The 20,676-nt window shown below is 60.8% G+C and carries 18 protein-coding genes; 13 read left to right on the top strand and 5 right to left on the bottom strand.

Features of this window, described 5'->3' with window-relative positions:
- Positions 1–120 precede the first annotated feature (120 nt).
- Positions 121–897, top strand: coding sequence for a Crp/Fnr family transcriptional regulator (locus F568_RS0113110; protein WP_083933041.1), 777 nt, complete (start codon positions 121–123; stop codon positions 895–897).
- Between the two features lie 195 nt (positions 898–1,092).
- On the opposite strand, the gene serA is transcribed toward F568_RS0113110, so the two are convergent.
- Positions 1,093–2,343 carry a phosphoglycerate dehydrogenase gene (serA, locus tag F568_RS0113105; protein WP_019019193.1) on the bottom strand — a complete coding sequence of 417 codons (1,251 nt, stop codon included), beginning with the start codon at positions 2,341–2,343 and terminating at the stop codon, positions 1,093–1,095.
- Between the two features lie 367 nt (positions 2,344–2,710).
- Here serA and F568_RS0113100 point away from each other — a divergent pair, with 367 nt between their 5' ends.
- The 4 genes from F568_RS0113100 to djlA are packed head-to-tail and all read left to right on the top strand — an operon-like array spanning position 2,711 to position 6,658.
- Positions 2,711–2,980, top strand: a complete 270-nt coding sequence (locus F568_RS0113100; protein ID WP_026300532.1) for an exodeoxyribonuclease VII small subunit — start codon at positions 2,711–2,713, stop codon at positions 2,978–2,980.
- Positions 2,970–3,860 carry a (2E,6E)-farnesyl diphosphate synthase gene (ispA, locus tag F568_RS0113095; protein WP_019019191.1) on the top strand — a complete coding sequence of 297 codons (891 nt, stop codon included), beginning with the start codon at positions 2,970–2,972 and terminating at the stop codon, positions 3,858–3,860. The genes F568_RS0113100 and ispA overlap by 11 nt, the downstream gene beginning before the upstream one ends.
- A gap of 11 nt (positions 3,861–3,871) precedes the next feature.
- Positions 3,872–5,857 carry a 1-deoxy-D-xylulose-5-phosphate synthase gene (gene dxs, locus F568_RS0113090; protein ID WP_019019190.1) on the top strand — a complete coding sequence of 662 codons (1,986 nt, stop codon included), beginning with the start codon at positions 3,872–3,874 and terminating at the stop codon, positions 5,855–5,857.
- 30 nt (positions 5,858–5,887) lie between these two features.
- The gene (gene djlA, locus F568_RS0113085) at positions 5,888–6,658 is read left to right on the top strand and encodes a co-chaperone DjlA (protein WP_019019189.1); all 771 of its coding nucleotides are present in this window, start codon (positions 5,888–5,890) and stop codon (positions 6,656–6,658) included.
- An 11-nt stretch (positions 6,659–6,669) separates the two neighbouring features.
- Here djlA and F568_RS0113080 read toward each other — a convergent pair whose 3' ends face one another.
- From F568_RS0113080 to ribA, 3 genes are all read right to left on the bottom strand, one after another.
- Positions 6,670–8,541 carry an ABC transporter ATP-binding protein gene (locus F568_RS0113080; protein ID WP_019019188.1) on the bottom strand — a complete coding sequence of 624 codons (1,872 nt, stop codon included), beginning with the start codon at positions 8,539–8,541 and terminating at the stop codon, positions 6,670–6,672.
- Positions 8,542–8,737: 196 nt separating this feature from the next.
- On the bottom strand, positions 8,738–9,409 hold the full coding sequence (gene trhA / locus F568_RS0113075; protein ID WP_019019187.1) for a PAQR family membrane homeostasis protein TrhA: 672 nt from the start codon (positions 9,407–9,409) through the stop codon (positions 8,738–8,740).
- A 96-nt stretch (positions 9,410–9,505) separates the two neighbouring features.
- On the bottom strand, positions 9,506–10,141 hold the full coding sequence (ribA, locus tag F568_RS0113070) for a GTP cyclohydrolase II (RefSeq protein WP_019019186.1): 636 nt from the start codon (positions 10,139–10,141) through the stop codon (positions 9,506–9,508).
- A 111-nt stretch (positions 10,142–10,252) separates the two neighbouring features.
- On the opposite strand from ribA, the gene hemE reads away from it, so the two are divergent.
- The 6 genes from hemE to F568_RS0113040 all read left to right on the top strand — a co-directional run bounded on the left by hemE (position 10,253) and on the right by F568_RS0113040 (position 16,177).
- On the top strand, positions 10,253–11,317 hold the full coding sequence (gene hemE / locus F568_RS0113065; RefSeq protein ID WP_019019185.1) for a uroporphyrinogen decarboxylase: 1,065 nt from the start codon (positions 10,253–10,255) through the stop codon (positions 11,315–11,317).
- Entirely contained in the window at positions 11,314–11,679 is a 366-nt protein-coding gene (locus F568_RS0113060; protein ID WP_019019184.1) for a VanZ family protein, read from the top strand. The genes hemE and F568_RS0113060 overlap by 4 nt, the downstream gene beginning before the upstream one ends.
- Positions 11,680–11,935: 256 nt before the next feature.
- A complete protein-coding gene (locus F568_RS0113055) occupies positions 11,936–12,964 on the top strand; it encodes an amino acid ABC transporter substrate-binding protein (RefSeq protein WP_019019183.1) in 1,029 nt (342 codons plus the stop codon).
- An 80-nt stretch (positions 12,965–13,044) separates the two neighbouring features.
- The gene (locus tag F568_RS0113050; RefSeq protein WP_019019182.1) at positions 13,045–14,223 is read left to right on the top strand and encodes an amino acid ABC transporter permease; all 1,179 of its coding nucleotides are present in this window, start codon (positions 13,045–13,047) and stop codon (positions 14,221–14,223) included.
- Position 14,224: 1 nt separating this feature from the next.
- The gene (locus F568_RS0113045; RefSeq protein ID WP_019019181.1) at positions 14,225–15,334 is read left to right on the top strand and encodes an amino acid ABC transporter permease; all 1,110 of its coding nucleotides are present in this window, start codon (positions 14,225–14,227) and stop codon (positions 15,332–15,334) included.
- Positions 15,335–15,412: 78 nt separating this feature from the next.
- Positions 15,413–16,177, top strand: a complete 765-nt coding sequence (locus tag F568_RS0113040) for an amino acid ABC transporter ATP-binding protein (RefSeq protein ID WP_019019180.1) — start codon at positions 15,413–15,415, stop codon at positions 16,175–16,177.
- Positions 16,178–16,228: 51 nt separating this feature from the next.
- Here the strand turns inward: F568_RS0113040 and F568_RS0113035 are convergent, their stop codons facing one another.
- Positions 16,229–16,735: a hypothetical protein gene (locus F568_RS0113035; RefSeq protein WP_019019179.1), complete on the bottom strand. Its 507-nt coding sequence runs from the start codon at positions 16,733–16,735 to the stop codon at positions 16,229–16,231.
- Positions 16,736–17,203: 468 nt separating this feature from the next.
- Between F568_RS0113035 and fdhF the strand changes: the two genes are divergently transcribed.
- Positions 17,204–20,179, top strand: coding sequence for a formate dehydrogenase subunit alpha (fdhF, locus tag F568_RS0113030; protein ID WP_019019178.1), 2,976 nt, complete (start codon positions 17,204–17,206; stop codon positions 20,177–20,179).
- A complete protein-coding gene (locus tag F568_RS0113025; RefSeq protein WP_019019177.1) occupies positions 20,179–20,664 on the top strand; it encodes a helical membrane plugin domain-containing protein in 486 nt (161 codons plus the stop codon). The genes fdhF and F568_RS0113025 overlap by 1 nt, the downstream gene beginning before the upstream one ends.
- The last annotated feature ends 12 nt before the right edge of the window (positions 20,665–20,676 follow it).

Here is a 20,676-nt window from a genome sequence, read left to right as displayed (position 1 = left end):
GGCCAAGTTAGACAAACACTTTAAAATTTTGCGTTTAACTTCAAGACCCTTGGGGCGGGTAGTAATCCTTGCCCAGACGCACATCTGGTTCGACTTCGGTCGCGTTAGTGGAGGCACGTCATGTCCGGACAGGAAGAGGGGGGCCCCCCAAGCAACGGACTGCCTTTAATGCCTGGCTCGCTGCAGGCCGACTTGCTGGATGCCATCGAAGCGCCAGCAATCAGCGTGAAAAAGAAGCACCTGCTCTGGCAGGCTGGTAGTGAGCCTTCCATGCTGTACATGCTGCAGAGCGGATGGGCCTATACATATCAGACCCGCGATGGTCAGCCGGCCAACGTGCTCGATGTATTCATCCCGGGCGACCTGATGGGGATCCGTGATGCGTCCTTGCCACGACATACCACGACGGCAGCCATGCTGACCGAGGGGACGGTCAGCGTCTTGACCAAGCATCAGTTGCAACGTCTCTTCGAGCATTCGCCAGCCCTGGCCATGGAAATTCACACTCACGCCATCCGACAGCAGGAAGTGCTCACCAACCGGCTGGTCAACGTTCTGGGTAACGATGCCCGCTGCCGTATCGCGCACTTTATCGTCGAGATCTACTATCGCCTCAAGGCGGTCTACCGCCAAATCGGCAGGGATTTCCCCTTTCCTCTGCTTCAGAAGCACATCAGCCTGGCGTTGGGCCTGACGCATGTCCATGTCAGTCGACTGCTCAAGGAACTGGAAGGGCAGGGCATTATCCGCAAGACCCGGAGTCACCTGGAAGTGCTGGACATGGAGCGGCTGGCGGAAATGGCCAACTTTCCTCTCGAGATGGCCTTCGGCGCTGGAATTGGCAGTTCGCTGCACATTCAGGCAGCCACCCGAGGGCAGGCCGAACCATCAGCCTGAAGACCGAAGCTTTAACCGGTTATCCCCTCGTGAGGTCTCGCTGAGAGGATGCCTTGCGAATTTGCCTGGAGCGCCCCGTTCAGCGCCCGGCTACGGCCGGGTGCATTGGGTGAGTCGACAAAAGAGCGTGCCGCTCAGACAAAAAACAGCGCCCCGGCGATTGCCGGGGCGCTGTGGACCAGGTGCCGATCAAAATCAGTCCTGGTAGTTGGTTTCCGAGTAGAGCACGCGAACACGCAAGGTGTGATCGACCTTCTTCAGCGCCTCGAGTGCCTGCGGGCCATAGGCCTTGTCGACATCAATGACCACGTAGCCGACCTTTTCGTTGGTCTGCAGGTACTGGGCAGCGATGTTGATGTCATTCTCGGAGAGCACACGGTTGATCTCGGAAAGTACGCCGGGCACGTTGTCATGGATGTGCAGCAGGCGATGCTTGTCCGGATGCGCCGGTAATGCGACCTCGGGGAAGTTGACCGAAGTAATGGTGGTCCCATTGTCGGAATAGGTAACCAGTTTCTCCGACACTTCGATGCCGATGTTCTCCTGGGCTTCCAGCGTCGATCCACCGATGTGCGGGGTCAGGATCACATTGGGCAGGCCGCGCAGCGGCGAGACGAACTCTTCCTCGTTGCTCTTGGGCTCGACCGGGAACACATCAATGGCCGCGCCCAGCAGCTTGCCGCTCTTGAGTGCCTCGGCGAGTTCCTCGATCACCACCACGCTGCCTCGCGAGGCATTGATCAGAATGCCGCCCTGCTTCATCAGCGCAATCTGTTCCTTGCCGATCATCCAGCGGGTGGAGGGCAGGTCCGGAACATGCAGGCTGACCACGTCGGCACGCGCCAGCAGCTCTTCCATACTACCGACCTGGCGGGCGTTGCCCATCCCCAGCTTGGTGACCACATCGTAGTAGATCACGTCCAGGCCCAGCGACTCGGCCAATACCGAGAGCTGCGCGCCGATGCTGCCGTAGCCGATGATGCCCAGCGTCTTGCCACGCACTTCGTGGGAGTTCTTGGCGCTCTTGAGCCAGCCACCGGCATGCGCGCGAGTGCTCTTTTCGGGGATGCCGCGCAACAGCATAATGGTTTCGGCAAGCACCAGTTCGGCGACCGAGCGGGTGTTGGAGTAGGGGGCGTTGAAGACCGGGATGCCGCGCACCAGTGCCGCGCTCAGGTCGACCTGATTGGTGCCGATGCAGAAGCAGCCGACCGCGGCGAGCTTCTCGGCCGCCGCGAACACGCGCTCGGTGAGATGGGTGCGCGAGCGGATGCCGATGAAATGGACGTCGCGAATCTTCTCGATCAGCGATTCTTCGTCCAGCGACGTCTGCAGGTGCTCGATGTTGGTGTAACCGGCGTTCAGTAAGTTATCCACCGCAGACTGGTGGATGCCCTCGAGCAGCAGGATTTTGATCTTGCTCTTGTCCAGGGACGTCTTGGCCATTGTCGAATCAACCCTTACGGCGGCTTGTGCCGCGCTCTTTCAGTATGGTTTTTTAGCCTGTTGGCATATGTTCTTCGCAAAGACTACGGCCCGGGCAGGAGAGGTGAGGGCCACGCTGTGAAAAGTGATGCGCCAACAGGGGGCTTATCGTAGCACAGCCGCGTCAGGGCTGGATGAAAATGCCGGGGATTGTGCATGAATGGCATGCACGATGCTGCTCCCGAAGGCCATGTCGGGACGGCGCGCCCGGTAAGGGAGCGTGTATACTGTGCCCCCTGGATTCCCGATGGGTTGCCGGCATGGCATCCTGCATTCGACCGGATTCACCAGGGCCGTTTCGCAGGCCCACAGCGATGAGCGAGAAGTCATGGCAGACAAGGAGAATGGGAGCGTGGATTTTGCCGCCACGCTCGACAGGCTCGAGGCGCTGGTCGGACAACTGGAGTCCGGCGAGCTGACGCTGGAAGCCTCGTTGACCGCCTTCGAACAGGGTGTGCGCCTGACTCGCGATGCCCAGAAGCGCCTCGATGAGGCCGAACTCAAGGTGCGAGCCCTCATCGAGCGACCCGACGGTTCGCTCGACGAAGTGCCGTTCGAATCCCCCTCGATGCCCCCGGAGGCCGGTAATGATCGATGAATTGGAGGCGCTGCCGCTGCGCCTGGATGCTGACCGCGCCCGGGTCAATGCAGAACTCGAGGAACTCTTCGAACATCGCGACGTGGGAGCCGAGCGCCTCGAGGCGGCAATGCGCTATGGCGTGCTGGGCAATGGCAAGCGCCTGCGGCCGGTGCTGGTCTATGCCGCCGGGCGCGCGCTGGGTGCCTGCGATGAGGATCTCGACCCGGCGGCCGTTGCCGTCGAATTGATCCATGCCTACTCGCTGGTCCATGACGACTTGCCGGCCATGGACGACGACGACCTGCGCCGTGGCCAGCCCACCGTCCACTGCGCCTTCGACGAGGCCACGGCCATTCTGGCCGGCGATGCCTTGCAGACGCTAGCCTTCGAATACCTGGCCGATGCCGGGCATGACCGTTTGGGGGCCATGGTGCGCACCCTGGCCCAGGCCGCCGGTCGTGACGGCATGGCTGCAGGCCAGGCGCTGGACTTGGAATCGGTCGGCAATACGCTGGACGTCGACAGCCTTGCCCGGGTGCATTGCTACAAGACCGGTGCCCTGATCCGCGCGGCCGTGCGCCTCGGGGCGCTGACCGCCGTGTCCGAAACCGATCCGCGGGTCATTGCGATCGATGAATACGGCGCGGCGGTCGGGCTGGCCTTCCAGATACAGGATGACATCCTCGATGTGACCGGCGACCCGGCCACCTTGGGCAAGGCCTCCGGCGCCGATGCCGCTCGCGACAAGCCGACCTACCCATCCTTGCTCGGCCTCGAGGGGGCAAAAGCCAAGGCCCACGCGCTACTGGACGACGCCTTGAGCGCCCTGACTCCACTGGGCGAGGCTGGTGCGCCATTGGCGGCCTTGGCGAAATACATGATCGAGCGCGACTACTGATAAGAGCCTCTATGAAGTTGTTCGACGAGATTCCCGTCGAGCGTCCGGCGACGCCGTTGCTCGACACCATCGACACGCCCGATGCGCTGCGCAGTATGAGTACTACGCAATTGCGCACGCTGGCCGATGAATTGCGTGCTTACCTGCTCTACAGCGTTGGCTGTAGCGGCGGCCATTTTGGCGCTGGGCTGGGGGTGATCGAGCTGACCGTGGCCTTGCATCATGCGCTGGAAACGCCTTATGACCGGCTGGTATGGGACGTTGGTCATCAGGCCTACCCGCACAAGATACTTACCGGGCGCCGCGAGGCGATGACTACCATTCGCCAATATGGCGGATTGGCCGCGTTTCCCAAGCGCGGTGAGTCGGAGTACGACACGTTCGGCGTCGGACACTCCAGCACCTCGATCAGTGCCGCGCTGGGCATGGCACTGGCTGCCCGCACTCGTGGCGAGAAGCGACGCGTCTGTGCGGTGATCGGCGATGGCGCGCTGACGGCAGGCATGGCCTTCGAGGCGCTGGCGCATGCCGGCCACGTCGACGCCAACCTGTTGGTGATTCTCAACGACAATGAAATGTCGATCTCCGAGAACGTGGGCGGCATGGCCACCTACCTGGCGCGCATCCTCACCAGTGCGCCTTACATCACGGTGCGTGAGGGTGGCAAGAAGGTACTCTCGAAGTTACCCGGGGCGCTGGAGCTGGCGCGTCGCACCGAAGAGCACGTCAAGGGCATGGTCAGCCCGGCGACGCTGTTCGAGGAGATGGGTTTCAACTACATCGGACCCATCGACGGTCATGACCTGCCGGGGCTGGTCCATGCCCTGCGCACAATGCGCGATCTGGACGGCCCGCAATTCCTGCACATCAAGACCAGCAAGGGCAAGGGCTTTCGGCCGGCCGAGGCCGACCCGATCGGCTACCACGCGATCACCAAGCTGGAGAAGGCCAACGCTGCCGAGATCGGGCAGGGGGGGCCTCAATCACCGGCTGCTCAGGCACCGGCATCCGCCAAGTCCGGTCCGTCCAGCGGCTCATCGCGCCCGAAACCGCGTAAATTCTGCAACGTGTTCGGCGACTGGCTATGCGACATGGCGGCGGCGGATGGACGGTTGATCGGTATCACTCCGGCGATGCGCGAGGGCTCGGATCTGGTTCGCTTTTCCCAGGAATATCCCGAGCGCTACTATGACGTGGCGATCGCCGAGCAGCATGCGTTGACGTTGGCTGCAGGAATGGCCTGTGAGGGCATGAAACCGGTGGTGGCCATCTACTCGACGTTTCTGCAGCGTGGCTATGACCAGTTGATCCACGATATCGCCGTGCAGCATCTCGATGTGACCTTCGCCATCGACCGCGCCGGGCTGGTGGGCGAGGACGGCCCCACTCACCATGGTGCGCTGGATCTTTCCTATCTGCGCTGCGTGCCCGGCATGGTGATCCTGGCCCCGGCCGACGAGGCCGAGTGCCGTGCAATGCTCAGCGCCGCCTACCATCACTCGGGCCCGGCGGCGGTACGCTATCCGCGCGGCACTGGGCCCGGCAGCGAAATCCCGGTGCATCTCGATGCGCTGGAGATCGGCCGCGCCGAGCGGCGTCGGAAAGGCAGCAAAATCGCCCTGCTGGCCTTCGGTAGTCTCAATACGCCCGCCGCCGAAGCTGCCGAGCGCCTCGATGCGACTCACTACAACATGCGCTCGGTAAAACCTCTCGATCGTCAGGCGGTGCTCGAGGCAGCCCGTGAGCACGAGCTGCTTGTCACGCTGGAAGAGAACGCAGTAGCGGGCGGCGCCGGCAGCGGGGTCAACGAGTTGCTGGCCGACGAGGGTGTACAGGTGGCAGTGCTCAACCTGGGCATACCCGACCGTTTCATCGAGCACGGCAAGCCAGCCCAGCTGTTGCACGAATGCGGTCTCGACGCCGAGGGCATCGAAGCTGCGATTCGACGCCGACCTGTCTCGACGCAGGAAAGCGTACCGCCCGAAGCCGGGAAATAAACTCGCCGCCATGACACCAACGAGGAAAACATGCTGATAGCGGTAGTGATAGGTGGCCTGATCGGCTATCTGATTGGCCGCCTTCCGGGGCTGCTCATTGGGGCTGCACTCGGCTACTGGCTGGCTCATCGCCTGCGCAAGAACATCATCGGCAAGCTGGCTCAGGCCCAGGATCAGTTTCTGGCTTCGATTTTTGCGGTCATGGGATGTGTGTGCAAGGCGGATGGGCAGGTTACCCAGGACGAGCTGGATGTTTCCCGGCGGCTGTGGGACCGCTTGCGCCTGAGTGAGGCGCAGCGTGCCCAGGCACGTACAGCGTTCAATCGAGGCAAGGCGCCAGATTTCGATCTGGATGCCGAGCTGGCCAGGGTACGGCGTGTCACCGGTGGTCATCGTGGCATGCTGCAGCTGTTTCTGCAGGTTCAGCTTTCAGCGATAGCTGCCGATGGCCAGGTACACCCCGCCGAGCGGGAGGTGCTTCTGCGGGTGGCACGTGGCCTGGGCTTTTCCGAGGCGGAAGTTGCCCAGATCGAAGCCCTGCTGCGCGGCGGGGGGCAGGCGGCGGGCGGTGCGCCCTCTGGCCAGGCGCTGGAAGATGCCTACCGCGTGCTGGGGGTGAACGCTGACGCCAGCGATGCCGAGATCAAGAAGGCCTACCGTCGTCTGATGAGCCAGAATCACCCTGACAAGCTGGCCGGCAAGGGGCTGCCGGAAAGCATGCGCGAGATGGCGGAACAGCGTACCCGTGAGATCGGCAACGCCTACGAGCTGATCACCAAGGCGCGCGCCGCCAGCACCTGACGACGCCCGCTTCACACATCCTCGGAAGCCGCCGCGCTGTCGGTGGCTTCCTCGTCTCCGGCATCCAGAAATCCCCCAGACTGATGTTGCCAAAGCCGGGCGTAAAGGCCATTGAGCTGAAGCAGCTCATCATGGGTTCCCTGCTCGACGATCCGGCCGCGATCCATCACCACAAGCCGGTCCATGGCGGCAATGGTGGACAGCCTATGAGCGATGGCGATTACCGTCTTGCCGGCCATCAAGCGATCGAGATTCTCCTGGATGGCTGATTCGACGTCGGAATCGAGTGCCGACGTGGCTTCGTCGAGGATCAGTATCGGCGCATCCTTGAGTATCACCCGGGCGATGGCGATGCGCTGGCGCTGGCCGCCGGAGAGTTTGACGCCACGTTCGCCGACGTGGGAGTCATACCCAGTGCGACCCTGGATATCGCGCAGGCCGTCGATGAAACTGGCAACGTGGGCCTGCTCGGCGGCTTGGCGCATCGATGTTTCATCGGCATCGGGACGGCCGTAGCGCAGATTGTCGCGTACCGAGCGGTGCAGCAGCGAAGTGTCCTGGGTAACCATGCCGATGTGTGCGCGCAGACTCTCCTGGGTAACTTCGGCGATATCCTGATCGTCGATCAGGATGCGCCCGCCCTCCAGGTCATGGAAGCGCAGCAACAGGTTGACCAGCGTCGACTTGCCAGCCCCCGATGGCCCGACCAGGCCGATTTTCTCGCCGGGACGAATATCCAGCGATAGGTCATCTATCACGCCGCTGCCCTTGCCGTAATGGAAGCGGATATGATCGAAGCGCAATGCGCCCTGGCTGACCACCAGCGGCTTGGCAGCGGGGCGATCCTCAACATGATGCGGCAGGGCGATGGAACTGATGCCGTCCTGCACGGTGCCGATATTCTCGAACAGCGCCGACACTTCCCACATGATCCACTGCGACATGCCCCAGAGACGCAGCACCAGGCCGAGAGCAACCGCCACGGCGCCGATACTTACCGCCTCGTTCATCCACAGCCAGATCGACAGCGCTCCCACACTGAACAGCAGCAGCGAGTTGAGCACGTAGAGCGTGCCGTAGAGCCCCGTGACCAGGCGCATCTGGCGATGCACGGTCGTCAGGAAGCCATGCATGCCCTCGCGGGCATAGGCGGCCTCGCGCCGGGCATGGGAGAACAGCTTGACGGTCTGTATGTTGGAATAGCTATCTACGATGCGCCCGGTCATCTGCGAACGCGCGTCGGCCTGATCCTTGGACACACGACCGAGAATGGGCACGAAGTAGCGAAGCAGCAGCAGGTAGCCGATCAGCCACACCGCCAACGGGACTGCCAGGCGCCAGTCGGCGATCCCGACCAGCACCAAGGTGCCGAGAAAATAGACGGTCACGTAGTTGAGTACGTCGAACAATTTGATTACGCATTCACGTACGGCCAGAGCGGTCTGCATCAGCTTGGTGGCGATGCGTCCGGCGAACTCATCCTGATAGAACCCCATCGATTGCTTGAGCAAGTAGCGGTGCGTCTGCCAGCGGATGCGCATGGGGTAATTGCCCATCAGGGTCTGCTGGTTGATCAACGAATGACCCATCACCATCAATGGCAGCCCGACCAGGATCAGTAATGCCATCCCGGCGAGCTTCCAGCCCTGATCCGCCAGAAACGTCTCGCGCTCCTGCGACGACAGCCAATCGACGATGTTGCCTAGAAACCCGAAGATCCATACCTCGGTGATGGCGATAGCTGCCATCAGCAACGCCGACGCGGCCAGGAATGGCCAGGCACCGCGGGTGTAATGCAGGCAGAAGGCGATCAGGGTGTCGGGAGGGCGGCTCGGCTCCTCCGCAGGAAACGGATCGAGACGGCTTTCAAACCAGCGAAACATGAGAATCGTATCCTTGGTAGCGCAATGGCATGGTGAACAGGTGCGCGGTGACCGGTTGGCGGCCTGCCTGTAAGCCGACGCTAGGCGTTCTCAACGCGTACCGCATGCCCAAGAGGAAAGCAGTGCTGCTCGGCGAGAAGTAAGCGTAGCCGATCAATGATGTCGAGTCCGTTGCATCTTCTCACAGGTAACGAACCTAGGCCGATTCGGGCAGTATGGCGGTATACACGGCGAAGTAGTGGCAGACACTGCCGCCTAGCACGAACAGGTGCCAGATGGCATGGTGAAAGGGAATGGCGCGGACCGCGTAGAAGATGACACCGACCGTGTAAGTGATGCCGCCGGCAACCAGTAGTGTCAGGGTGATGTCCGACAAGCGATGACCCAGCTCGCCAGAGGCGATCACGATCAGCCAGCCCATGATCAGATAGACGACGACGCGCAATACGCCGAAGCGATGCGGCCATAACAACTTGAGGGCAATGCCGCCGAGCGCCAGCCCCCAGATCACACCGAACAGCGTCCAGCCCAGTGGGCCACGCAGATTGACGAGCAGGAACGGTGTGTAAGTACCGGCAATCAGCAAATAGATCGAGCAGTGGTCGAGTGTCTGGAAGGCGCGCTTGAGCCGGGGGTGGCGGACCCCGTGGTAGAGCGTCGAGGCGGTATAAAGCAGCACCAGGGTGATCCCGTAGAGGCTGACCCCGGCGATCTTCCAGGGATCGATATGCGCTGCCAGCGCTGTCAGCACGATGAGTACGACTACTCCGGCAAGGCTGAGCACGGCGCCGATGCCATGACTCACACTATGCAGAAGCTCCTCGAACACGCTGAATTCGCCGTCATGCTCAGGACCTGAGCGCGACATAGCGACACCTCCTTGAGTCACCGTATCGTTCGACAGTCATCATCCGATGAGACTGGCGGCGAGAGCGATGCTTGCCGCCCTCAAATCAAGCGTAGCTCAGGATTTGCGGTCGATATCCACGTCGCGCGCCAACGTGAAATCGTCGAGTGCCATCATGTGGCCCAGCTTGCCGGCCTTGGTGGTCAGATAGCCCTCGTTATGGGGGTTGAGCCCAGTGGTCAATGGTAGACGCTCGGCAATAGTTACGCCGTCCCGGGTCAATGCATCGACCTTGCGCGGATTGTTGGTCATCAGCTTGAGGGCGCTGATGCCCAGATGATCGAGCATCGGCACGCACAGGTCGTAGCGGCGAAGATCGGCACCGAAGCCCAGGTGCTCGTTGGCTTCAACTGTGTCATAGCCCTGGTCCTGCAGATTATAGGCACGGATCTTGTTGAGCAGGCCGATACCGCGGCCTTCCTGACGCAGATAAAGCAGCACGCCACGGCCCTCGTCGGCGATTCGCTTGAGCGCTTCCTGAAGTTGATATCCGCAATCGCAGCGCATCGAGAACAGCGCATCGCCGGTCAGGCACTCCGAATGCACCCGCCCGAGTACCGGCGCACCGTCGGCCACGTCACCCAGGGTCAGGGCGATGTGATCCTTGCCGGTAGCCTCATCCTCGAAACCGTGCATGGTAAAGGTGGCCCAGGGCGTGGGGAGCTTGGAGGCGGCAATGAAGCGGATCGACACGATATACCTCGATAGACGCGGACTACTGCCCGGATAAAGGATCGTATTATAACAGGCGGCCAGCCCCATCCGTTACAATGATGGCAAATTCGCGAGGTGACGAGATCCCCGATGGAACTCAAGAACGACCGCTTTCTCCGCGCCCTGGCCCGCCAACCAGTGGATCGTACGCCTGTCTGGATGATGCGCCAGGCCGGTCGTTACCTGCCCGAGTACCGCCAGGTTCGTGGCGAGGCGGGCAGCTTCATGGACCTGTGCCGTGATGCCGATCGCGCCTGTGAGGTCACGCTGCAGCCGCTGGAGCGCTATCCGCTGGATGCAGCCATCCTGTTCTCGGATATTCTCACCATCCCCGATGCCATGGGGCTGGGGTTGTACTTCGAGACCGGTGAAGGCCCGAAGTTCCGTAAGCCGGTGCGCACTGCCGAGGACGTCGAGGCGCTGACGCTGCCGGACGCCGAGCGCGACCTGGGTTATGTGATGAAGGCGGTTTCGACTATCCGCCGAGAACTCAATGGCCGAGTGCCGCTAATCGGCTTCTCGGGCAGCCCCTGGACGCTGGCCACCTACATGGTGGAAGGGGCTTCCAGCAAGGACTTCCGCCACGTCAAGTCGATGCTCTATGGCAACCCCGATACCATGCATCAGCTGCTCGGCCTGCTCGCTCAATCGGTGACCGACTACCTCAACGCGCAGATCCGTGCTGGCGCCCAGGTGGTCCAGATCTTCGACACCTGGGGCGGAACGCTGACCACTCCCGCGTATCGTGAATTCTCGCTGCGTTATATGGAACAGATCGTTGCCGGGCTGATCCGCGAGCACGAAGGTCGCCGGGTTCCGGTCATCCTGTTCACCAAGAACGGTGGCCAGTGGCTCGAGCATATCGCCTCGACCGGGGCCGATGCCGTGGGTCTGGACTGGACCACGGAACTGGCCGATGCACGTGCCAGAGTCGGCCATCGCGTAGCGCTGCAGGGCAACCTCGATCCCAACGTGCTGTTTGCCCATCCCGCCGCGATCCGCACTGAAGTGGCGCGCATCCTCGATAGCTATGGCGAAGGCACGGGGCACATCTTCAACCTTGGGCATGGCATCAGCCAGTTCACCGATCCGGAGCATGTCACGGCATTCATGGAAGCCCTGCACGAGCTCAGCCCGGCTTATCACACGTCATGACATGGCGCGCGCTCTACCGCGACCGACGACTGTGGGCCGTAGCGGCGGTTGCCGGTGCGGTGGCTATCGCCATCGGCAGCCTGACACCGGGTGACGAAATGCCCCAGAGCCTGCCCTGGGACAAGTTCAATCATTTCGCCGGTTACGCTGTGTTGGCGCTGCTGACCGGACTGGCAGGGATACGTGCCATGCTTGCCTGGGGGATGGTCTCGGCCTACGGTGTTGTGATCGAGTTTGCACAGATTGCCGTGCCCGGACGCCTCGGGGCGGATCCTGCCGACATGCTGGCCAACGCGCTAGGAGCTGCGTTGGGGCTGGTGGCTCTGATTATGTCCCGGCGTGTTTTCCCCTGGCATGGTTAAAAACCACGCAATGGCGTACAGCCAAGCCGCTTCGGGCAATAGGCTACTGAGCCATACTGGTGCGGACGTTCACCACGGTGCACTGTCATTGCCTTTTTTATACAGCGCGCCTTGCAGGCTCGCTGAGAAACAGGCCGGGATTTTGCGTTGGACAGGCGTTTGCCTCGTTGGTCTGGGTGAAATGGCAGGGTCTTTGCTAATGTTGTAGTGCAAGTAACCAAGTGTGACTAAAAATAAAGATAGGAGTTCTACCTACATGATCGATAAAAACAAAATCCTGTTCGCATTACCGATGGCCCTGGCTTTCACTGGGGGCATTTCCAGCGTTCAGGCAGCAACGCTCGATGATGTCGAAGCGCGCGGAAACCTTAATTGTGGGGTCAACGTGGGGCTTTCGGGTTTCTCATCCACCAATGAGAACGGTACATGGCAGGGCCTGGATGTCGAAACCTGTCGCGGCATTGCAGCGGCCATCTTCAATGATCCTGAGAAAGTCGTTTTCACCCCGCTAACCGCCAAGGAGCGCTTCACGGCCCTGCAGTCCGGCGAAATCGACGTGCTCTCACGCAACACTACCTGGACGGCTACCCGCGACAATTCGCTGGGGCTCAACTTCACCACCACTACCTTCTACGATGGCCAGGGCTTCATGCTCGACAAGAGCCTGGGGATTAAAAACCTGGAAGACCTCGACGGGGCATCCATCTGTATCCAGTCAGGCACGACACATGAACTCAACCTGGCTGACTACTTCCCCTCGCGCAATATCAACATCGATACGGTTACGTTCGATACGCCTGACCAGACCGCGCAGGGCTTCGCCAGTGGCCGTTGCGATGTATTGACATCCGACACCTCACAGCTCAGTGCGCTGCGTCTGCAATTGCCGAACCCTGACAGCGTCGAGATTCTTGAAAACCTGATCTCCAAGGAGCCGCTCGGTCCGGTAGTCCGCCAGGGTGATGATCAGTGGTTCGATATCGTCAAATGGACGATCTTCGCCATGATCAATGCCGAAGAGCTGGGCGTGACCAGCGAAAATGTCGACGACATGCGGAACGATCCGCCGAGTCCACAGGTGGCTCGTCTGCTTGGCGTCGATGGCAACTATGGCGAGCAGCTGGGGCTGTCCAATGATTGGGCCTATAACATCCTCAAGCATGTGGGCAACTACGGCGAAGTCTTCAGCCACACCGTGGGCGAGGAATCCCCGCTGAACATTAGCCGTGGCATGAACGCGCTGTGGAACGAAGGTGGCATTCTCTACGCGCCGCCGGTTCGCTGACACTGGCTGACCAAGGCAGTTTGCACCACACGTGGCGACATGTGTGGTGCCCTTTCGTGTAACCGTGTCAGAGGCTCGATATGCTGCGTTCTTCTTCCCGCAAGCGGGGGGCGCTATGGCGTGACCCTGCCTTTCGGGCCCTGGTGTTCCAGGCGATCCTGCTATTGGCGCTACTTGCGCTGATTACGATGATCGTGCTCAACACGATGGCCAACCTGGAATCCCGGGGCATCACTACTGGGTTTGGTTTTCTCAACGAGCGAGCCGGCTTCTCGATCCCGCAGACCCTGATCGACTATTCCGGCGACAGCACGTATGCACGCACGTTTGTCGTCGGGCTGCTGAATACGTTGCTCGTATCGATCATGGGCATCATCGCCGCGACCATCATCGGCTTTGCGGTGGGGATCGCACGTCTATCCACAAACTGGCTGCTGGCCAAGCTCGCGGCAGCCTTTGTTGAGACCTTCCGCAATATTCCGCTGCTGGTGCAGATCCTGTTCTGGTATTTCGCTGTACTTCAGGCGCTGCCCAGTCCGCGCCAAAGCCTGTCTGTCTTCGATACCTTCTTTTCCAACGTGCGTGGTCTGGTCATGCCGGACCCTCAGCCGCTGCCGGGATTCGCAGCGACACCCTGGGCCCTGCTGGCCGCTATCGTGATCACGATAGCGTTAGCGGTCTTCGCACGGCGGCGTCAGGCGCGTACGGGTAAGGCCCTGCCGATTTACTGGCTGGGAACTGCCACGATCATCGGCGTGCCGCTAGCCATCTTTCTGGTCACCGGCATGCCGCTGGAGTGGTCAGTTCCCGAGCTGACGGGGTTCAACTTCCGCGGTGGGGTCACGATCATTCCCGAGTTCATGGCTTTATGGCTGGCGCTATCGATCTACACGGCGTCATTCATTGCTGAGATCGTGCGTTCGGGAATCCAGTCGGTTCCCCACGGCCAGGTTGAAGCCGCCAACTCGCTGAGCCTGCCCGGCAGTATTACCTTGCGCAAAGTGGTGATTCCCCAGGCGATGCGAGTCATCGTGCCGCAGCTGACCAGCCAGTACCTGAATCTCATCAAGAATTCGTCGCTAGCCACGGCCATCGGTTACCCCGACCTGGTGGCCGTCTTTGCCGGGACAGCCCTCAACCAGACCGGCCAGGCCATCGAGATCGTGGCCATGACCATGGCCGTTTACTTGATAATCAGTTTGCTGGTGTCGGCGTTAATGAATATCTACAACGCCCGCACCCTGCTGAAGGAGCGCTGAGATGACTACGACCTCGGCTTATGAGCGAATGATCGAGGCCCGCCGGCCACCAGATCTGCGTAGTGGCGTTCTCGGCTGGCTGCACAAGAATCTTTTCAATGGGCCAATCAACAGTGCGGTTACGGTCATTACCGCGGCGCTTCTGGCCTGGGCGCTCTGGCCAATGCTCCAGTGGAGTGTGTTTCAGGCCGATTGGATTGGCCAGACACGCGCGGACTGTACCGGGGAGGGGGCCTGCTGGGTCTTCATCTCGGCGCGTTTCGAGACGATCGTTTACGGGTTCTACCCGCCTGCCGCGCGCTGGCGTGTCGATATCGTCTTCGCCATGCTGGCGATTCTGGTTGCTTGGCTGGTGATTCCTCGTCTCCCTTACAAGCGTTGGGTTGGCCTGTTTGCGCTGGTTGGCTTTCCTGTGATCGCTTATGTCCTGTTGATCGGCGGCTCCTTCGGCCTGACTTACGTCCCGACCCGGGAATGGGGCGGTCTGATGCTGACCCTGGCAATCGCTACGATAGGGATTGCCGGCTCGCTGCCGCTGGGCATCATCCTGGCTTTGGGACGACGCTCCAGCATGCCGCTTGTAAAGAGCGTCTGTGTCGTTTTCATCGAGTTCTGGCGTGGGGTGCCGCTGATCACCGTATTGTTCATGGCCTCGGTGATGTTGCCTCTGTTCGTACCTACGGAAGTCGAGTTCGACAAGTTGCTACGCGCACTGGTCGGCATCATGTTCTTCTGGAGCGCCTATATGGCCGAGGTGGTGCGTGGTGGCTTGCAGGCCATCGACAAGGGGCAGAACGAGGCTGGCCAGGCGCTGGGGCTGGGTTACTGGCAGCGGATGGGGCTGATCATTCTTCCGCAGGCGTTGAAGCTGGTCATTCCAGGAATCGTCAACACCTTCATTGCGTTGTTCAAGGATACCTCGTTGGTACTGATCATCGGTTTGTTCGATTTGCTGGCGATCATTCGCGCCGGTCTGACTGACCCTAGCTGGCTGGGGTTCGCCACTGAGGGGTATGTTTTTGCCGCGCTGGTGTTCTGGATCTTCTGCTTCAGCATGTCGCGCTACAGCCAGTATATCGAGCGCAAATTGCATACCGGGCACAAGCGCTAATATCGGCACGGCACGGGCTGAACTCACCAGCGTGTCGTATCCGACGCCATCACTGACTTACGTTTGAGGATAACGACAATGAACACTCCGGCGGCAAGTGCCAGCAACGAGCCGATGATCGAGATCAAGCGGCTCAACAAGTGGTATGGAGATTTCCATGTTCTGCGCGACATCGATCTGACGGTAGCCCGCGGTGAGCGCATCGTCATCTGCGGTCCGTCGGGGTCGGGTAAGTCGACATTGATTCGCTGTATCAACCACCTTGAAGAGCATCAGCAGGGAGAGATCATAGTCGGCGGGGTCCTGATGACGCAGGACGTCAAGCGTATCGAGCAGATTCGCCGGCAGGTCGGCATGGTGTTCCAGCATTTCAACCTGTTCCCGCACCTGAGCGTGCTGGAAAATTGCTGCCTGTCTCAGGTCTGGGTACAAAAGAAGCCTCGCCGCGAAGCAGAGACGCTGGCCATGGAGTATCTCGAGCGGGTGCAGATCGCCGATCAGGCGTACAAGTATCCCGGTCAGCTTTCCGGAGGACAGCAGCAGCGCGTAGCCATCGCCCGGGCGCTGTGCATGCGCCCCGATGTGATGCTGTTCGATGAGCCCACCTCGGCACTCGACCCCGAGATGATCAAGGAAGTGCTCGATGTCATGGTCGAGCTGGCCCACGAAGGCATGACCATGCTCTGTGTAACCCACGAGATGGGCTTCGCCAAGACCGTAGCCGATCGGGTGATTTTCATGGACCAAGGCCAGATCATCGAGCAGGCCCCACCGGAAAGCTTTTTCAACAACCCTCGTTCCGAGCGAACCCAACTGTTTCTCAGTCAGATCCTTGGCCATTGAACACGGGGGCTCGCCTGGAACCTCCCAAGGCGAGCCCGTGCCGACGCCTCGTCAAAACTTGGGTTCCTGGCGAGGCGTTGACGCGACGGCAGCCTCGCTATCCGCCTTCTCACCAGCGCCCTGGCGGGTGGAAAAGGGACGGCGAGGCTGAATCACCCGTGCGTTGCCGACGGCCTCTTCATCCAGAATTGCTGGCTGGCCGGTCGGTCGGGTGTCATTGACCCAGGTCTCATGCGGGTCATGGACCGCAGGGCGCCGATCGAACGAGCGGGTCATCACCGCACCGGGCATGAATCCCTGGCGCAAGCCACCGGCAACGTAGTGCGGCAGCATGAGCAGGTCGGCGAGTAGGCGAACCCCGACGACGGCAATTAGCAGCAGGCCTCCGCCAAGGGCCAGGCTCGGCCACGCTTCAAGCCAACTGGTTTCGGTCAGCCAAGGGGTTTGCCAGGCGAGCCAGAGTGCGCCATTGAGCAGTAATGCCACCTGGGCCACCAAGTGGCAGAAGACCACGGTTCGCCGCGGTAGCGGGCGACGCAGCAGAAAGAAGTTACGCATTTCCAAAACTCTCCAAAGGCTCGGCATCGCTCGATGTCGACCTGATTGCGCCGGTCGTTCCTTGCCGGTAAGTGAAGGCTAACATCTATTCGGGGCCAGCGGGGTAGCCATCGCGACCCTGGGATATCGCGTCTGTGTAGCTTTTTGTTCCGTACTGTATGTATCGGTTCTAGAGCCGGCTCGTGCTTAGACAAGCCTGAAGGCTTTGACTACGGTTCATGAGACGGAGCGAATTGGTACCTGGCAGGGATGTTCGGGGCGCTCACTGCTTTCCTGCCTTCGCAGCATCCCTTGGTTCACGTTCTGATCAGATACCATGAGTGTCATTGGCTGGTGTCTCGTCTCTCCTGCGTGGGTCCGAATAATGGCCGAAGGCTCCGTCAGGATATCGGTCTTGCTGATCGAACTGAAGGAACAAACGGCTCGCTATCCGTGACTGGCGGGCCCCGACGAGGAGCCAACCGTCCCATGGCCAAGGACAACGACTGCACGATCATCTTCGACGGCAAACGGTTGTCAGGTAAGGCGGACATGCCGCTTGTCGATTTTCTCGAGTCTCACGATATCGACTTGCCCCATGTATGTTATCACCCCTCGCTGGGCCCGCTGGAAACCTGCGATTCTTGCTGGGTCGAAGTCGATGGCGAACTCAAACGTGGTTGCACGCTGCGCTCGCAGGAAGGACTGACGATCACCAGCCAGAACGAGTTTGCCGTGTCCGCCCGCCACGAAGGCATGGATCGTCTGCTGAGCAAGCACGAACTCTACTGCACGGTGTGCGAGAACAACACCGGCGACTGTACGCTGCACAACACCATGGCGGAGATGGGCATCCCCATCCAGCGCTATGAATTCCAGCGCAAGCCCTATGAGAAGGACACCTCGAGCCCGTTCTATACCTACGATCCCGACCAGTGCATCCTGTGCGGGCGTTGTGTAGAGGCCTGCCAGAACGTCGAGGTCAACGAGACGCTATCGATCGATTATTCGATGGAGGACCCGCGAGTATTGTGGGACGGCGGTAAGCAGATCGACGACTCCAGCTGTGTGCATTGCGGTCACTGCGTCACGGTCTGCCCCTGCAACGCGCTGATGGAAAACACCATGCAGCCGGATGCCGGCCCCTTCACCTCGATGCCGCAATCGCTCAAGCGGCCGATGATCGACATCATCAAGACCCTCGAGACCACTACCGGGGCTACGCCGGTCACTGGCCTGTCCAAGATGGACATGCATTGGCGCCAGCCCGAGATCAAGCGCACCAAGACAGTGTGTACTTACTGCGGTGTGGGCTGTTCCTTCGAAATGTGGACTCGGGATCGCCACATCCTGAAGGTGCAGCCTGTCGCTGAAGCGCCGGCCAACGGCATCTCGACGTGTATCAAGGGCAAGTTTGCCTGGGACTTCGTCAACAGTGAAGAACGTCTGACCATGCCGCTGATCCGCGAGAACGGGCGTTTCCGCGAGGCTGGCTGGGACGAGGCGCTGGATCTGGTTGCCCGCCGTTTGATCGAGACCCGCGACAAGTACGGGCCGGACAGCCTGGGCTTCATCGGTTCGAGCAAGGCGAGTAACGAAGAAGCCTACCTGACCCAGAAGATCGCCCGCCTGATCATCGGCACCAACAGCGTCGACAACTCATCGCGCTATTGCCAGAACCCGGCCACCAAGGGCCTGTTCCGTACCGTCGGCTACGGCGGTGATGCCGGCTCCATCGAGGATCTCGAAAAAGCCGAGGTGGTGGTCATCGTCGGTAGCAATACCGCAGAGAATCACCCGGTAATCGCTTCGCGCATCAAGGCGGCCCAGAAGCTGCGCGGTCAGAAGGTCATCGTCGTCGATCCGCGCAAGCACGAGATGGCCGAGCGTGCCGACCTGTTCCTGCGCCCCAAGGCGAGCACCGACCTGGTCTGGGCCTCAGCGCTATCGCGCTACATGTTCGATCACGGCTATGCGGATCAGGAATTCCTCGACAAGTGGGTCAACAAGGTCGACGAATATCGTGAGTCACTGGAACCATTCACGCTGGAGTTTGCCGAGGAAAAGACTGGCCTCTCGAGGCAGGAACTGACCGAGGCGGCGGAGATGATCGGCAAGGCGAAGAGTGTCAGCCTGCTGTGGGCGATGGGCATTACCCAGCACAGCCACGGCTCGGACACCAGCACGGCGCTATCGAACCTGTTGGTGGTGACCGGTAACTACGGCAAGCCCGGCACGGGTGGCTACCCGATGCGCGGTCACAACAATGTGCAGGGCGCGAGCGACTTCGGCTGCCTGCGTAACATGTACCCGGGGTACGAGAAGGTCTCCGAAGACTCCGCCCGCGAGCGCTGGGCCAAGGGCTGGGGCGTGCCCAAGGAGCAGCTTTCCGACAAGGTCGGAGAGGGCAACTTCCTCATGGTTCAGTCGGCCGCTGCGAATAGGCTCAAGGCCATGTACATCATCGGCGAGGAAACCGCGTTCTCCGACGCCGATTCGCACAATGTGCATTCGGCGTTCACCGATCTGGATTTCCTGGTGGTACAGGATATCTTTCTGAGCCGCACGGCCGAATTCGCCGATGTGGTGCTGCCGGGCACGCCCAGCGTCGAGAAGGAGGGCACCTTCGTCAACACCGAGCGGCGTATCCAGCGTTTCTATGAGGTACTGCCGCCGCTTGGCGACAGCCGCCCCGACTGGCGCATCCTCACCGAACTGGCCGCCCGCATGGGGCACGACTGGGGATACACTCATCCGTCACAGATCATGGAAGAGTGCGCCAGTATTTCGCCGATGTTCGCCGGGGTGACCTACGAGCGGCTCGAAGGGTGGAAGTCACTGCAATGGCCGGTCAGGGCCGATGGCAGCGATTCGCCGCTGCTCTATACCGATGGCTTTCCCAACGAGGACGGCAAGGCCAACCTGCATCCGTTGGAGTGGGAGGAGCCGGAAGAGGCCCCCGATGACGAGTATCCGCTCTCGATGGATAACGGCCGCATGCTCGAGCACTTCCAGGCCACCAACCAGACCGGACGCGGGACACGTATCTGGGATGAGGCACCGGGCTGGTTCGTCGAGGTCAGCCCGGAGCTGGCCGCTGAACACGGCATCGAGGAAGGCACCTGGGTGAAGCTGACTTCTCGGCGCGACAGCATTGAGGTGCGCGCGCTGGTCACCGATCGGGTCAGCGGCCATACCTTGTTCCTGCCAATTCACCAAGGCAAGCCCGGGGTCAATGCACTCACCGGTGAGCACCATGATCCGGATGTCGACACGCCCGCTTTCAAGGAAACGGCAGTACAGCTGGAAGTATTGCCAAAGGAGAAAGGCGCACCGCCACTCAAGCGCAACAATTACCGCTATGGCCATCGTACCCCGACCCAGGGCGTCAATGTCGAGGTCAAGTGGGCGCGTAGTGATTACGTACTGCCGCCCGCCCAGCTATCCAATCCGAGGAAAATGTAATGGCAGAACGCATCTCTCATAACGTGACGCCGCCCAAGATTGGCCCGGATGCGCATGAAGAGCTGGAGCGTCTGTTACAGACGCTGCATGAACATGGCGTGTTGCGCTTTGCTAACGACCTGGTGGGGGCCAATACTGACGTGGCCCAGGTTCTGGTCAACGGGCTCGGCAAGCCCGGCACGCTCAACGCTATCCAGAACGTATCGATTCTGGGCATGGTGCTGTCGCGTATAGAACCCAACGACTTCTACCGGGTGAGTTTTGCCCTGCGCGATGCCATGGAGCGCATCAGCCAGCATCACCCCGAGAAGGATGGCCACGATTCACCGGGGGTCGGCGGGGCTTACAAGATGCTGCACGACGAGCAGCTCTGGCACGCCATCATTCCCCTCGTCGATGGGCTCAAGGCATTTGCCGAGCGGCTGGACAAGCCGGTGGACAAGCCGGTGTCGGACTACACCGGCAAGCCGACCAGCGGGCCATGAGCGAGCCTGTAT

The organism is Modicisalibacter luteus DSM 23508 (assembly GCF_000378505.1).
GTDB lineage: Bacteria > Pseudomonadota > Gammaproteobacteria > Pseudomonadales > Halomonadaceae > Modicisalibacter > Modicisalibacter luteus.
The sequence above is the reverse complement of the archived record's forward strand: the minus strand, read 5'-3'. Positions and strand labels throughout refer to the sequence as shown.